At 67.7% G+C, this 15,237-nt stretch carries 9 protein-coding genes; 3 read left to right on the forward strand and 6 right to left on the reverse strand.

Going from position 1 to position 15,237, the window contains the following annotated elements:
• The coding region (locus tag AC1DNC_RS16665) for a hypothetical protein (RefSeq protein WP_476863643.1) at positions 1 to 254 on the forward strand (254 nt) is incomplete at its 5' end.
• A gap of 128 nt (positions 255 to 382) precedes the next feature.
• On the opposite strand, the gene AC1DNC_RS16670 is transcribed toward AC1DNC_RS16665, so the two are convergent.
• The 3 genes from AC1DNC_RS16670 to AC1DNC_RS16680 are packed head-to-tail and all read right to left on the reverse strand — an operon-like array spanning position 383 to position 7,939.
• The gene (locus tag AC1DNC_RS16670) at positions 383 to 4,063 is read right to left on the reverse strand and encodes a 1,4-alpha-glucan branching enzyme (protein WP_476863644.1); all 3,681 of its coding nucleotides are present in this window, start codon (positions 4,061 to 4,063) and stop codon (positions 383 to 385) included.
• Position 4,064: 1 nt separating this feature from the next.
• The gene (treS, locus tag AC1DNC_RS16675) at positions 4,065 to 5,861 is read right to left on the reverse strand and encodes a maltose alpha-D-glucosyltransferase (RefSeq protein WP_476863645.1); all 1,797 of its coding nucleotides are present in this window, start codon (positions 5,859 to 5,861) and stop codon (positions 4,065 to 4,067) included.
• Between the two features lie 5 nt (positions 5,862 to 5,866).
• Positions 5,867 to 7,939, reverse strand: coding sequence for an alpha-1,4-glucan--maltose-1-phosphate maltosyltransferase (locus tag AC1DNC_RS16680; RefSeq protein WP_476863646.1), 2,073 nt, complete (start codon positions 7,937 to 7,939; stop codon positions 5,867 to 5,869).
• 140 nt (positions 7,940 to 8,079) lie between these two features.
• Here AC1DNC_RS16680 and glgP point away from each other — a divergent pair, with 140 nt between their 5' ends.
• Entirely contained in the window at positions 8,080 to 10,698 is a 2,619-nt protein-coding gene (gene glgP, locus AC1DNC_RS16685) for an alpha-glucan family phosphorylase (RefSeq protein ID WP_476863647.1), read from the forward strand.
• A gap of 195 nt (positions 10,699 to 10,893) precedes the next feature.
• Here glgP and AC1DNC_RS16690 read toward each other — a convergent pair whose 3' ends face one another.
• Genes AC1DNC_RS16690 through glgX form a run of 3 tightly spaced genes read right to left on the reverse strand, consistent with a single transcriptional unit; the run spans position 10,894 to position 13,885 of the window.
• Complete coding sequence (locus AC1DNC_RS16690; protein ID WP_476863648.1) at positions 10,894 to 11,250, reverse strand: barstar family protein; 357 nt, start codon at positions 11,248 to 11,250, stop codon at positions 10,894 to 10,896.
• Between the two features lie 7 nt (positions 11,251 to 11,257).
• Positions 11,258 to 11,752, reverse strand: a complete 495-nt coding sequence (locus tag AC1DNC_RS16695) for a guanyl-specific ribonuclease (protein ID WP_476863649.1) — start codon at positions 11,750 to 11,752, stop codon at positions 11,258 to 11,260.
• 18 nt (positions 11,753 to 11,770) lie between these two features.
• The gene (glgX, locus tag AC1DNC_RS16700) at positions 11,771 to 13,885 is read right to left on the reverse strand and encodes a glycogen debranching protein GlgX (RefSeq protein WP_476863650.1); all 2,115 of its coding nucleotides are present in this window, start codon (positions 13,883 to 13,885) and stop codon (positions 11,771 to 11,773) included.
• A gap of 112 nt (positions 13,886 to 13,997) precedes the next feature.
• On the opposite strand from glgX, the gene AC1DNC_RS16705 reads away from it, so the two are divergent.
• Positions 13,998 to 14,831, forward strand: coding sequence for a carbon-nitrogen hydrolase family protein (locus AC1DNC_RS16705; protein WP_476863651.1), 834 nt, complete (start codon positions 13,998 to 14,000; stop codon positions 14,829 to 14,831).
• Positions 14,832 to 15,237 lie beyond the last annotated feature (406 nt).

The following is a 15,237-nucleotide window of genomic DNA, read 5'->3' on the forward strand; positions in this document are numbered from 1 at the left end:
CCACGGGGTGGACAACACAGCCAAAACAACCAATCAATAAAACAATTGGTATCAACAAACTTGGCACACTATTGAGTTCTCAAACAACAGACACACCCGGCACCACCCAAACCCAACGGTCCAGGATCGCTCCGGAGCAACTTTTCAAAGTTACCCGCGCACTTCGCCCTAGTCAAATCAGCGTCCCGATCCAGTTGGCCGTGGCCTTCGTGGTCTTCTCAGCGGATCAACTCCGGGGAGCAGCGCGGAAATAAACTGTACCACCACTCGGCCGCGGTGACAAAGCCGGCGTCACGGGCTCCCCTTCAGGACGCAGGGCCCGGCTCCCCCGGGCAGCGAAAAGGCCCGGAACCACAGGGGTTCCGGGCCTTTCGAAGGGTAGCTACCCGGCGACCTTGAAGTACGCGGCGCCCAGCGGAGGCAGCGTCACGGTCAGCGTCGCGGGCTGGCCGTCGATCCCGTCGTCGGCCGCGGTCAGCGTGCCCTCGTTCAGGACGTTCGACCCACCGTAAGCGGCGGCGTCGGTGTTCAGGACTTCCTGCCACTGCCCCGCGGCCGGGACCCCCAAGCGGAAATCGTGGTGCGGGGCGCCGGAGAAGTTCAGCGCACACACCAGCGCGTTGCCCTCGGCATCCCGGCGGATGAAGGTCAGCACGTTCCGGTCGGCGTCGCCGCCGTTGATCCACTGGAAGCCGTCCGGATCGTTGTCCCGTTCGTAGAGCGCCGGGGTGGAGCTGTAGAGCTCGTTCAGGTCCTTGGTCAGCAGCTGGACGCCGCGGTGAGCGGGGATGTCGGCGAGCCACCAGTCGAGGCCGTGCTGCTCGGACCACTCCGCTTCCTGGCCGAACTCGGTACCCATGAAGATCAGCTGCTTGCCCGGGTGGGCCCACTGGTAGCCCAGGAACGCCCGCAGGTTCGCGAGCTGCTGCCAGCGGTCGCCGGGCATCTTGCGCAGCATCGAACCCTTGCCGTGCACAACCTCGTCATGGCTGATCGGCAGCAGGAAGTTCTCCGTGTAGGCGTAAACCATGGAGAAGGTGATGGTGCCGTGGTGCCACTTCCGGTTGAACGGGTCCTCGGCCATGTACTTGAGCGAGTCGTGCATCCAGCCCATGTTCCACTTGATCCCGAAGCCCAGGCCGCCCTGGCTGGTGGGGGCCGTGACGCCGGGGAACGCCGTGGATTCCTCGGCGATCATGACCGCCCCGGGATGCGTCTTGTAGACGGTGGCGTTGACTTCCTGCAGGAAGGAGATCGCTTCAAGGTTTTCGCGGCCGCCGAAACGGTTCGGCTGCCACTGGCCCTCCTCGCGGGAGTAGTCCAGGTAAAGCATCGAGGCGACTGCGTCGACGCGAAGGCCGTCGATGTGGAACTCGTCCAGCCAGTAGAGCGCATTGGCAACCAGGAAGTTGCGGACCTCGCTCCGGCCGAAGTCGAAGATCAGTGTTCCCCAGTCCGGGTGTTCGCCCAGGTTCGGGTCGGAGTGCTCGTACAGCGGACCGCCGTCGAACTGTGCCAACGCCCACGCATCCTTGGGGAAGTGCGCCGGGACCCAGTCCAGCAGCACGCCGATGCCGGCCTGGTGCAATTCGTCCACGAGGTGCCGGAACTCGTCCGGGTGCCCGAATCGGGAGGTCGGCGCGAAGTAGGACGTGACCTGGTAGCCCCACGATCCGCCGAAGGGGTGTTCGGCCACGGGCATGAACTCCACGTGCGTGAAGCCGAGCCACTTCACGTACTCCACAAGTTCCTTGGCCAGCTGCTTGTAGTCCAGGCCTACCCGCCAGGATCCAAGGTGGACCTCGTAAACGCTCATCGCGGCGTTGTGCGGATCCCGGGCCGCGCGGGCCTTCATCCACTCTTCGTCCCGGAACGCGTATGAGGGCTCCACGACGCGGGAGGCCGTGAGCGGAGGAACCTCGGTGCCGAAGGCGAGCGGATCGGCCTTCTCAACCCAATGTCCATGCCTGGTCTTGATCTCGAACTTGTAGCACGCCCCTGCTACAACGCCCGGGATGAACAGTTCCCACACTCCCGAGGATCCGAGCGAGCGCATGGAGAATTCGCGGCCGTCCCAGCCGTTGAAGTCGCCCTTGACCCGCACGGCCTGGGCGTTCGGGGCCCACACGGCAAAGGAGACGCCGTCGACGTCGCCGAGGACGGACTTGTAGTGACGGACGTGCGCACCCAGCGCGTCCCAGAGCCGCTCGTGGCGGCCTTCGCCGATCAGGTGCAGGTCGATCTCCCCCACCGTCGGCAGGTAGCGGTAGGCGTCGTCCGCCTGCTGCGGCGCCTGGCCCTCGTAGGTGACCTCAAGCCGGTAGTCCGGCACGTGCCCTTGGTCGACCGGTTCCAGCACGGCCACCCACACGCCCCCGGATTCGTGCGACATCGGGAAGCTGCCGGCCGACGTGACCACGGAGACGGCCTCCGCGAGGTGCTTCACGGTGCGGATGGTGACGTGGCCGTAGTCGTCGAGGTGGGCGCCAAGAACCGAGTGCGGGGCGTGGTGTTCGCCGGCGGCGACCCTGGCAAGGGTCTCCGAGTCCACGGGAAGCGGGACTCCGGGCCGATCGGTACGTGCTGAACCTGTCATTTTGTTACCTTCCGCTGCGGCTTCGGCGGGAACGCCGGCGCCTGTACTGCCGAGGAGACGACGGGATGCATTCACCGGGATGGCGAGCCAATCCGGTCTGTTCCGTAGTTCGTAAACAACTTCATAGAGAGCCTTGTCGAGCCACAACGCCACAAACAGGGGCGAGTCGCGGTCAATCGTGCCCGGGGTGACCTCCGCATAGCCGGCCAGGAACGCCTCGGCGCAGTCGTCCACCCAAGAGGCGGGGACGACGGCGTCGTCGTACTCGCGGACCGCAGCGCCGGCTGCGTAATCGAAGGACCGGAGCATGCCGACGACGTCGCGAAGCGGCACATCCGGGAAATTTCGCTCCGAGATCGGTCGGAGGGGTTCGCCCTCGAAGTCGAGGATCGCCCAGCGCGCGGGTTTCCCGGTCCCGCCCGGGACCTGCAGGATCTGGCCGAGGTGCAGGTCGCCATGGATGCGCTGCAGTCGGCCGGCGCTGCTGCCCTGGAGGCGCGACAGAAGTTCTTCCAGCTCGTCGTCGAAGGGCCCGACGGCGGCGCCGGCTTCCGCCCACGACTGCCTGACCCGCTGGGCGACGCCGGGGGCGATCTCCCCGCCCGGGGCGGACTCCGCCGCGGTGCCCAGCGCCTCGGCCAGCCGGCGGTGAACGGTGGCCGTCGCTACGCCCAGGGCGCGGGCTTCGGCGGTGAAGTCGGTGCCGGTGCTGGCCGCGTCCACTGCGAGGCGCCACGCATCGAGGCCGCCGGCCAGGAATTCATGGGCAACGGCCAGCTCGCCGCGGGCCGCCGCAGCGCCGTCGGGTCCGGTCCACTCGCCGGTGACCCAGCCGAGGGTAGCCGGAACCTCCACGGTACGTCCGGCGGTCAGGGCCGCACCGATCTCGACCTCGGGATTCTGCCCCTCGGAGAGCACCCGGAAGAATTTGAGGATTGCCGCCGAGGCGCCGTCGTCGACAATGACGGAACTGTTGGACTGTTCTCCGGAGAGCACGCGGACCTTGCCGGTGGCGAAGGGCAGCCGGTAATCGGAGTCCACCAGGTGGCCGGCGGCCGTGCCGTCGGCGGTAGCGGCGCGGGCCCGCATGAGCTCGAGCCACGCCGCGATGAAGGCCGGGTCGTGGACGCCGTCGTAGATCCAGCCGTGCGCCGCGTCCGTGCCGTCCGCGCGGATCTCGCCGAGCAGGGCCGCGCCGGCACCGGCCAACGGCAGGGCACGGGTGCTCAGCGGCACCTGCACGACGTCGGTGCGGTTGCCGTCCGCCGTCGGGTAGGTGACCGCAAGGAGCAGGACTTCAAGCTCCGCGCCGGTCTCCGGCGCTCCGGCGTCCGGGCCGCCGTCGAGGCGCACCCGGCAGACCGGCTCGAAGCTGAAGCGCGCGCTCTTGACGGGGAACCAGCGCTGGCGCGGCAGCCAGCTGCGGAGCAGGGCGTCCAGCGCGGGGGAAAGGGTGGGTCGGGTCATTTCAGCCTTCGATGGACAGGATAGGCATCGCCTGGGTGTGGGGCGATGCCGGGTTGGATGCGGCCGATCGGAGCCGCAGCCAGAAGAAGTCGTGGCTGCCCAGCGTGAGGGTCAGCGTGCCGTCGTCCGAGATGGCGGGGAACGCCTGGCCGCCAAAGACGTCGCGGAGTCCGCGGCCGGCGTACTGCGGCACCCGCAGCGTGGTGGCCACCGGGTGCTGCGAGAGGTTGAACGCGCACAGGATGGTCTCCGGGTCCTCGCCGGCGGCGTTGCCCGCCGGCAGGTCGCGCAGGTAGGACAGGACGACGTCGTGGTCCGCCTCGACGTGCTGGAACGAGCCGAGGCCGAACGCGGGGTGGTTCTTGCGGACGCTCAGGATCTGTCTGGTCCAGCGCAGCAGCGAGCCGGAGTGGGCCGCCTCCGCCTCCACGTTGGCCATGCTGTAGTTGTAGACCAGCGACTGGATCACCGGGAGGTACAGCTTTCCCGGGTCGGCGTGGGAGAAGCCGGCGTTGCGGTCCGGGTTCCATTGCATCGGGGTGCGGACCGCGTCGCGGTCCTCGAGCCAGATGTTGTCGCCCATGCCGATCTCGTCGCCGTAGTACAGGAACGGGCTGCCCGGCAGCGAGAGCAGCAGGGCGTTGATCAGTTCGATTTCCGAGCGGGAGTTGTCCAGCAACGGCGCCAGCCGGCGTCGGATGCCGATGTTGGCGCGCATCCGGGGGTCCGGGGCGTACCAGCCGAGCATGGCGGCGCGCTCATCGGCGGTGACCATTTCGAGGGTCAGCTCGTCGTGGTTGCGCAGGAAGGTGCCCCACTGCGCGCCCTCGGGAATGTCCGGGGTGTCCTTCATCGTCTCGATGATGGGCGCCGCCTTCTGGTCCCGCAGCGCGTAGTACAGCCGCGGCATGATCGGGAAGTGGAAGGCCATGTGGCATTCGGGTTCCTCTTCGGTGCCGAAATACTCGACCACCTCGGCCGGCGGCTGGTTGGCTTCGGCGATGATCACGCGGCCGGGGTAGCTCTCGTCCACCATCCGGCGCAGCTGGCGGAGGAACTCGTGGGTGGCCGGCAGGTTCTCGCAGTTGGTGCCCTCCTCCTCGAAGAGGTAAGGGATGGCGTCGGCGCGGAACCCGTCAATGCCCTGGTCCAGCCAGAACCGCACGACGTCGAAGAGCGCGTCGATCACCTTGGGGTTCTCGAAGTTCAGGTCCGGCTGGTGGCTGAAGAAGCGGTGCCAGAAGAACTGGCGGCGGATCGGGTCGAAGGTCCAGTTGGATTCCTCGGTGTCCACGAAGATGATGCGGGCGTCCTGGTACTTCTCGTCCGTGTCGCTCCAGACGTAGAAATCGCCGAACGGGCCGTCCGGGTCCTTGCGCGATTCCTGGAACCAGGGGTGCTGGTCCGAGGTGTGGTTCAGCGGCAGGTCAATGATGACCCGGACGCCGCGGGCGTGGGCTTCCGCGACGAGCCGCTTGAAGTCGCTGATGGTGCCGAACTCGTCCAGCACCGAGTTGTAATCCGAAATGTCGTAGCCGCCGTCGCGCAGCGGGGACTGGAAGAAGGGCGGCAGCCAGAGGCAGTCCACGCCGAGCCACTGCAGGTAGTCCAGCTTCTCGATTAGGCCGTGGAAGTCGCCGGAGCCGTCGCCGTTCCCGTCCGCGAACCCCCGCACCAGGACCTCGTAGAAGACCGCCTTCCGGTACCAGAGGGGATCGTGCTGCAGTCCGGGCGCGTTCAGTTCGAAGGTCCCCTTCGGGGTGAAGTGCTGGCTGGGGTTGCTCGGGCTGAAACTCACTGGCGCTACCTCCGGATGCTCAAGATGTGGGCGGGTTCGACGTGTGCGTCAAGGCGTACGTAGTTGTACTCGCCCCATTCCCAGCTCTCGCCGGTCAGCAGGTCATCGACGATGAAGCCGCCGTTGTGCGTCAGGTTTTCCGGGTCCAGTTCCAGGGCGGCCAGGTCCAGGGACACCGTGCTCTCGCGGATGCCGTGCGGATCCACGTTGACCACGATTATCAGGGTGTCCTTGCTGCCGTCCGGGAGGGTCTTGTGCTTTGAGTAGACCACCGTGGCGTTGTCCGTGCTCTGGTGCACGGTCAGGTTCTGCAGGTCGCCGAGGGCGGGGTGCGTGTGCCGAATCTCGTTGAGCCGGGTCAGGTACGGAGCCAGGGTGCGGCCCGATTCGGCGGCGGCGTCCCAGTCCCGGGCCTTGTACTCGAACTTTTCGTTGTCGATGTACTCCTCCGCGCCCGGCCGGGCGACGTGCTCGTAGAGCTCGTAGCCGGCGTAGACGCCCCAGATGGGGCTGGCGGTGGCGGCGAGCGTGGCACGGATCTTGAACGCCGCCGGGCCACCATACTGCAGGTACTCGGTGAGGATATCCGGGGTGTTGACGAAGAAGTTCGGCCGGAAGTAGGCCGGCGACTCGTGGCTGACCTCGTGGAAGTACTCCTCCAGCTCTTCCTTGGTGTTGCGCCAGGTGAAGTACGTGTAGGACTGCTGGAAGCCGGCCCGGCCCAGGGCGTGCATCATCGCCGGCCGGGTGAACGCCTCGGCGAGGAAGACGACGTCGGGGTTCTTCTTGTTGACCTTGGCGATCAGCCATTCCCAGAACCACACGGGTTTGGTGTGCGGGTTGTCGACGCGGAAGATCTTGACGCCGTGGCTGATCCAGAGCTGGACGATCCGCAGGATCTCGTTGGACAGGCCCGCCGGGTCGTTGTCGAAGTTGAGCGGGAAGATGTCCTGGTACTTCTTCGGCGGGTTTTCGGCGTACGCGATGCTGCCGTCCACCCGGGTGGTGAACCATTCGGGGTGGCTCTGCACCCAGGGGTGGTCCGGGGCGGCCTGCAGCGCGAGGTCCAGGGCCACCTCGAGGCCCAGCTCGCCGGCCCGCGCCACGAATGCATCGAAGTCTTCAAAGGTGCCCAGGTCCGGGTGGATGGCGTCGTGGCCGCCTTCCTTCGCGCCGATCGCCCACGGCGAGCCGGGGTCGTGCGGGCCGGCCAGCAGGGTGTTGTTCGGGCCCTTGCGGTGCTGGGTGCCGATCGGGTGGATCGGCGGCATGTAGATGATGTCGAAGCCCATCGCGGCCACGGCGTCGAGGCGCTTCGCGGCGGTGCGGAACGTCCCGGAGGTCCATTCGCCGGTCTCGTGGTTGCGGACGGCGCCCTCGGAGCGCGGGAAGAACTCGTACCAGGCGCCGCGGCCGGCGAGCTCACGCTCCACCAGCAGTGGGTACGGCTCGGAGACGGTCACCAGTTCGCGGATCGGCTGCCGGGCGACGACGGCGGCGACGTCGGTGCTGAAGCCGGCGGCGAGGCGCTCCTCCGGGGTCTTCGAACCATCGGAGAGCCCGACGACGGCGATCCGCAGGGTCCGCCGGTCGGCCGAGGGCCGGGCCGGGTCCTCAGAGGCCTCGGTCAGCAAGGCGGCGCCCTCGGCGAGCATCAGGTCGACGTCGATGCCTGCCTCGATCTTGACTTCGGCGTTGTGGTGCCAGGTGCCGTAGCGGTCGTGCCAGGCCTCGATGACGAACGACCACTTGCCTGTGCCGGACGGGGTGAGCAGGCCCTCCCAGCGGTCGGTGCCCTTGCCCCGGTTCCCGCGCGGCGGGGCCAGCCGGACGCGCTGGCGCTCTTTGCCCCGCGGGTCCAAGAGGACGGCGCTGACGCCGAGCATGTCGTGACCTTCGCGGAAGGCGGTGGCGCCCACCACGATGCTCTCGCCGACTACTGCCTTGGCGGGAAACTTTCCGTCTTCGACCGCGGGTTGCACCGCGGTGATCGGAAACCTGCCAAATTTGAGGCCCTCCGTGATCAGGGCCTTCGGCTTTTGCTTGGACACGGCACTGGTTCGCGAGTTAGTCGTCACAGCCTCGACGTTATCTACAAATCGCACAGAATGCTAAGGCCGCTCACTTTTTTGGGTGAATCCTGAGGTCAATCCGACATTTACCGGAAAGAAACCCAAAGCTGTTCCGGGCCCCTGAGTTCTCCGTTAGTGTTTCGCAGGTGAAGGCTATCCGCAGATTTACCGTCCGAACTGTTCTTCCCGAATCGATCCGGCCCCTTGCGCGGCTCGCCACCAACCTTCGCTGGTCGTGGCACCTGCCGACCCGGGAGCTCTTCGAGCAGCTCAACCCGGGCGTCTGGGCCGAGAGCGCGCAGGATCCGGTGACCTTCCTCGGCCTGGTCAGCAGGGAAGAGCTGCAGCGCCTTGCCGCGGACCAGGACGTGGTGCGCCGTGTCCACGAAGCCGCCGAAGACCTGGACCGTTACCTGGAGCAGCCCCGCTGGTACCAGAGCCTGGGCGAGGACGCGCCCCGCTGCATCGCGTACTTCTCGCCCGAGTTCGGCATCACCGAGGTGCTGCCGCAGTACTCCGGCGGCCTCGGCATCCTGGCCGGCGACCACCTGAAGGCAGCCTCGGACCTTGGCGTTCCGCTGATCGGCGTCGGCCTGCTCTACCAGGCCGGCTACTTCAAGCAGTCCCTGTCCCGCGACGCCTGGCAGCAGGAGACCTACCCCGTCCTCGATCCGGACGGCCTGCCGCTGACGCTGCTCCGTGAGCCTGCCCCGGACGGCAACGGCCGGCCCATCCAGATTTCCCTGCCGCTCCCCCACGGCCGGCGCCTGCTGGCGCACGTCTGGCGGGCCGACGTCGGACGTGTCCCGCTGCTGCTGCTGGACTCCAACGTGGCCGGCAACGACGACGCCGCGCGCGGCATCACCGACCGCCTCTACGGCGGCGGCGGCGACCACCGGCTGCAGCAGGAACTTCTGCTGGGCATGGGCGGGGTCAAAGCGCTGCGGGCCTACCAGCGGCTGACCGGCGCGCCCGCGCCCGAGGTGTTCCACACCAACGAGGGCCACGCCGGCTTCCTGGGCGTCGAACGGATCCAGGAACTGATGTCCGGGGAACACCCGCTCAGCTGGGAAGAAGCCCTGACGGCAGGCCGCGCGTCCACCGTGTTCACCACGCACACCCCCGTCCCGGCCGGCATCGACCGCTTCGAGACCTCGCAGATCGAACACTTCTTCACCGCGGGCCTGGCCCCGGACGTACCGATCGCGAAGATCCTGGACCTGGGCCGCGAGGACTTCACCGACGGCAACCCGTTCGTGTTCAACATGGCAGTGATGGGGCTGCGTCTGGCCCAGCGCGCCAACGGCGTGGCAAAGCTGCACGGCGTCGTCTCCCGCGGCATGTTCTCCGCACTCTGGCCGGGCTTCGACCACTCCGAGGTGCCCATCACCTCGGTCACCAACGGCGTGCACGTGCCCACCTGGGTGGATCCGCGCGTGTCCCAACTGGCCCGCGAACAGTTCGGCTCCGACGCCGAGACCGAGGGCCGCTGGGACCTGGCGTACAACGTCAGCGACGAAGCCCTGTGGGCGCTGCGGCGCGACATGCGGGTCTCCCTCGTCGAGGACGTCCGCCGCCGGCTCCGGGCGGCCTGGAAGAAGCGCGGCGCGGCCGACGCCGAGCTGTCCTGGACGGATTCGGTGCTCGATCCGGACATCCTCACCATCGGCTTCGCCCGCCGCGTGCCGACCTATAAACGCCTCACGCTGATGCTGCGGGATCCGGACCGGCTCAAGGCCCTGCTGCTGCATAAGACCCACCCGATCCAGCTGGTGATTGCGGGCAAGTCGCACCCCGCCGACGACGCCGGCAAGAAGATGATCCAGGACCTGGTCCGTTTTACCGACGACCCCGCGGTGCGGCACCGGATCGCGTTCCTGCCCAACTACGACATCGCCATGGCCCGGACCCTGTTCCCCGGCTGCGATGTCTGGCTGAACAACCCGCTGCGTCCGCTTGAGGCATGCGGCACCTCGGGCATGAAGGCCGCCCTGAACGGCTCGCTCAACCTCTCAGTACTGGACGGCTGGTGGGATGAGATGTACGACGGCGAGAATGGCTGGGCGATCCCGACGGCTAACAACGACGCGTCCCCGGAGGAACGCGACGACATTGAAGCCGCGGCCCTGTACGAGCTCCTCGAAACACAGGTGGCACCCAAGTTCTACGGCCTCACCGTCTCCGACGAGGCGGGCGCCGCCGGCCCCTCCCAGTCCGGGCCGCAGAAGGTTCCCACGCACTGGGTCTCGATGATCAAGCACACCATGGCGCACCTTGGTCCGGCCGTGTCCGCGGACCGGATGCTGCAGGACTACGTCAACGTCCTCTACCGGCCGGCCGCGGTGGCCGGGCGGCAGGCGTCGGCGGACAATTTTGCCGCCGCGAAGGAACTCGCCGCCTGGTCATCCCAGCTCCGCGCCGCCTGGCCGCAGATCCAGGTTGAACACGTGGACTCGGTGGGCGTCTCGGAGGACCCGCAGATCGGCGATGACCTGCAGGTAAACGCCTACGTGGCGCTCCACACGCTGCGGCCGGAGGACGTGGCGGTGGAGGTGGCCTTCGGCCGGGCCGAGGACAGCGACGAGCTGACCGACGTCACCGTGGCGGAGCTGCAGTCCGTGGAGGACCTGGGCAAGGGCCGGTACCTGTTCAGCGGCACCCTGGTGATCGACCGCTCCGGGTCCTTCGGGTACACCGTCCGGGTTCTGCCCAAGCACGCGGGGCTGGCGTCGAAGGCGGAGCTGGGCCTGATCGTCAACGCCTGAGCCTGACCCGACCGGCGATTGCTCCGCAAATCGGCCCATGCTCCGCGTGCTCGCTCGTTCCTCCCCACCGTCTCCCTAACCTCGCAAGCTCGGCCAGGGAACCCTGACGGCGGGGGCCCTGCTTAGACGCACGCTTCCGCATGACCGATTTGCGGAGTTACTAGGTTGCTCGCTCGGTGCTGGGGAGCTGCGGCGTCAGAGGCAGACGGCGATGACGGCCAGGTCCTTGCCAGCGTAGCTTTCGGCGTCTTGGAGGATTTCGCAGATGATGCCGAAGGCCCGGTCGCTGCGGAAGATGGCCGGGACCTGCCAGATGACGGTGACGGGCTGTTGCGCGTCGTCGCTGACGGCATCGGCGAAGTCGTGCAGCGCATCGTTGAGGGCGTCGAGGTTCACGCCGTAATGCTCCGGGAAAGCCAATGCCTCGCCGAAGGCCTGCAGGACGGCCTTTTTGGAATCGGCCGCCGGGATCACCAGTGCCCGGCGTCCGGCGTCGTGCACCTGTGCACGCAATTCCTCAAGTGTCCAGGTGTCGGCGGAAAAGAGCTTCATGGGTTCCCTACTTGCCTTCGGCGATGAATTTGAACGACTCGTAATGGTCGGCGGTGTAGTATTTTTCGCCGGCGGCGCCCGCCACGATCCGGCGCGCTCCGCGGTCCGACTCCCCCGGAGTCCGCACGGTGAATTCCCGGTAATAGCCGGAGGCTTTCCGCGGAAGAATTCTTTCGAAGTTCCCGAACGGGACATTATCCCGCGAATACGGGTAGGGCCCGCCCCTGGCAATCAGGGCGAGGGTCTGCCGCGCCTCGGCCGGCAGGTCTGAGGCCTTGATCTCCGGAAGGCTGGAGGGGTTGGTGACGCCGGCCGCCGGGGTCCTCCCCGGCGTCGGCGTCCTGGGAGCGCCCGCGCTGGAGGCGGGGCTGCTCCGGCCGGCATCCGGCGGGGCCGTGCCGGTCTGCGGGATGCCGGCCAGCATGAAGACCAGCACCACCACTCCCGCCAGTACGGCGAGCAGGGCGATGAGCCGTTTGACGTTCACTCGTGATTCCCCCATGCCTGCTGTGCGGACACCCTAGACGCGGTAGATGTTGATGGTGTTGGCCTGGACCACGTCCCGCTCGCCGGAGGAGATGCGGACGCCCTGGCGGCGGTCGTGCAGTTCCGAGGTGGTCAGCCGCAGTTCGTACAGCCGGTGGCCGCCGCCGTCGTCCGCGGGAATGAGCGGGAGCGTGACCTTGACGTCGTCGGCGCCGCCGTTGACCACGACGAGCCCGTCAATCCGCCCGTCGTCGGAGCCCAGCAGGAGCTGGACCACCCGGTGGCCCGGATCCTGCCAGCGGTCGCCGGACATCGGCTCGCCGTTCACGTCAAACCAGTGGAAGTACGACTGCCGGTCCCGTGCCGGGTAGTCGTGCGGCTGGGCGGCGAGGAACTCCTTGCGCAGCCGGATCACACGCTTGGTGCTGCGCAGCATCGCGTGCGACTCCGGCGTGCTGGTCCAGTCGATCCAGGTGATGGGGTTGTCCTGGCAGTAGGCGTTGTTGTTTCCCTGCTGGCTGCGGCCGATCTCGTCGCCGGCGGTGATCATCGGCACGCCCTGGGAGATCATCAGCGAGGCCATCAGGTTGCGGCTGGTCTGGGCGCGCCGTGCGAGGACCTCCTCGTCCTCGGTGCGGCCTTCGAAGCCGTGGTTGTAGCTGCGGTTGTCGCCGTGGCCGTCCCGGTTCTGCTCCCCGTTCGCCTCGTTGTGCTTGCGGTCGTAGGACACCAGGTCGGCCAGGGTGAAGCCATCGTGGGCGGTAATGAGGTTGACCGAAGCCAGCCGGCTCCGGCCCGAGGCCGCGAACAGGCCTGCGGAACCGGAGAGCGCATCGGCAAGCCGCGCCACCGAGCCGCCCTGGCCGCCGGCGTCGATCGCGGCGCGGTCAGCCAGCCAGAAGGTGCGGACGGCGTCGCGGAAGTGATCGTTCCAGTCCACCCAGCCCGCCGGGAAGCGGCCGGTCTGCCACCCGCCGTAGCCGACGTCCCAGGGCTCGGCGATGAGCTTCGTTTCGGACAGCACCGGGTCCGCGGCGATCGCGACCAGGAAAGGGTGGCGCGGATCGAATTCGTTGTTGGCGTTGCGGCAGAGCGTGACGGCGAGGTCGAACCGGAAGCCGTCGATGTGGAAGTCGTTCACCCAGTACCGCAGGGAATCGAGCACCAGCTGCACCACCCGGGGCTCGCCGAAGTTCAGCGAATTGCCGCAGCCGGTGGTGTCCACGTACTTGCCTTGGCCGTCGTGGCGGTAATACTCCAGCTCGCCCAGGCCGCGGAAACTCAGGGTCGGCCCGTCCGCTCCACCTTCCGCGGTGTGGTTGTAGACGACGTCGAGGATCACTTCGAGGCCGGCGGCGTGCAGCAGCTTGACCATGCCCTTGAACTCGTCCTGCACCGCGTGGGGTCCGGCGTCCTGGGCTGCCTGGGTGGCGTAGCCCGGGTGCGGCGCGAAGAACGCGGCCGTGTTGTAGCCCCAGTAGTTGGGCAGCCCGAGGTTCTGCAGGTGCGGCTCGTCGATGTGGAAGTGGACGGGCAGCAGTTGCACGGCCGTGATGCCCAGCGAGATGAGGTGCTCGACCATGGCCGGGTGCGCCATCCCCGCGTACGTGCCCTGGAGGTTCTCCGGGATGTCCGGGTGCAACATGGTCTGGCCGCGGACATGGGCCTCGTAGATGATGGTGTTGCGCCAGGGGGTCCGCGGGCTGTGGTCCATGCCCCAGTCGAAGTCGCCGGCCATCCGGACGCTGGTGATGAAACCGTCGCGTTCGTCCACGCCCCGGCCGTATGGATCGAGCAGCAGCGGTTGCACGCCGTCGGCGTCGAAGTCCAGCGTCGGCACGGAGAGCGGCAGGGCCTCCGGCTCCGGCGAGGCGCGCAGGCCGTAGCGCGAGCCGGCCGGCAGGCCCTCGACGATGCCGTGGTGGACGCCGTCCGTGTTGTTGGGCAGGGTCTTCAGCTGCCAGCTGCCGCCGGGTGCCTGATAGGCAATCTCCAGATTGGCCACGCCCGGCGCGTAGACGGCCACATTCGCGAAGGTACCGCGAGGGTCGTCCGTCGCCGGGGAACCCGTGCGCGGGACGCTGACACCGAGCGGAAACGGCCGCGAGGCGTCTACGGTGGTAGCTGGATCTACATAGGACTTGACCATCGCTTAAAGCTTAGCCGGGGATGACAAACGGTCACCCTTTTTGTCCCAGGGCGTCGGGGGCGGGTGGCGAAGGGCCGCCATACTGGGAGTAGGCGCTGAACTGGAGGTAACTGTGCGGGTAGCACTGGCTCAAATCATCACCGGCCGCAAACCGGCCCGGAACCTGGACCTTGTGCGGGACTACGCCCGTCAGGCCAAGGCCGGCGGTGCGGAACTGGTGGTCTTCCCGGAAGCGACCATGCGTGCCTTCGGCAACTCGCTGCTGGACATTGCCGAGCCCTTGGACGGGCCGTGGGCCTCGCAGGTCCGCGCCATCGCTGCCGAGCTCGGCATCGTCATTGTGGCGGGCATGTTCACCCCCGCCTCCTCTGCTTCCTCTGCTTCCTCTCCTTCCTCTGCGGCCGGCGCGCGCAAGGTCCGGAACACCCTCCTGGTCACCGGCCCCGGCGTGGAGGCGAGCTACGACAAGATCCATCTTTACGATGCCTTCGGTTTCGCCGAGTCGGACACCGTTGAGGGCGGCACCCAACCTGTCACGTTCGACGTCGGCGGCGTCACCTTCGGCCTGGCCACCTGCTACGACGTCCGGTTCCCGGACCTGTTCACGGAGAACGCTGACCGTGGCGCCCTGGTCAACATCGTTTGCGCCTCCTGGGGTGCCGGGCCGGGCAAGGTCGAGCAGTGGAAGCTGCTATCCCGCGCTCGGGCGGTGGACTCCACCACCTTCGTCCTGGCATGCGGCCAAGGCGATCCGGTCAGTCAGGGGGTTGAGGCTGCGGGTTCCGCGCCCACCGGAGTCGGGCACTCCGCCGTCGTCTCCCCGTTCGGCGAGGTGCTCCAGGAGCTCGACGGCGCCCCGGGCCTGCTCTTCGCCGACCTGGACCCCGCCGTCGTCGAGGACGCCCGCACCAAACTCCCGGTCCTCGCCAACCGCCACAAGTTCTAAGCGACGCTCCCTCAGATCCGGTGGGCTAAACCGAGACGCTCCCTCACGTCCGGCGGGCCAAACATCGACGCTCCCTCAGATCCGGTGAGCTGAACGGAGACGCTCCCTCACGTCCGGCGGGCCAAACATCGACGCTCCCTCAGATCCGGTGAGCTGAACGGAGACGCTCCCTCACGTCCGCCGCTCTACCCGCGGACGCTCCCTCAGATCCGGCGGTCTAAACATCGACGCCCCCTCAGGTCCGGCGCTCTACCCGCAGACGCTCCCTCAGATCCGGCGCTCTACCCGCAGACGCTCCCTCAGATCCGGCGCTCTACCCGCAGACGCTCCCTCAGATCCGGCGCTCTACCCGCAGACGCTCCCTCAGATCCGGCGCTCTACCCGCAGACGCTCCCTCAGATCCGGC

This window comes from Arthrobacter sp. 01N442, from assembly GCF_056399345.1.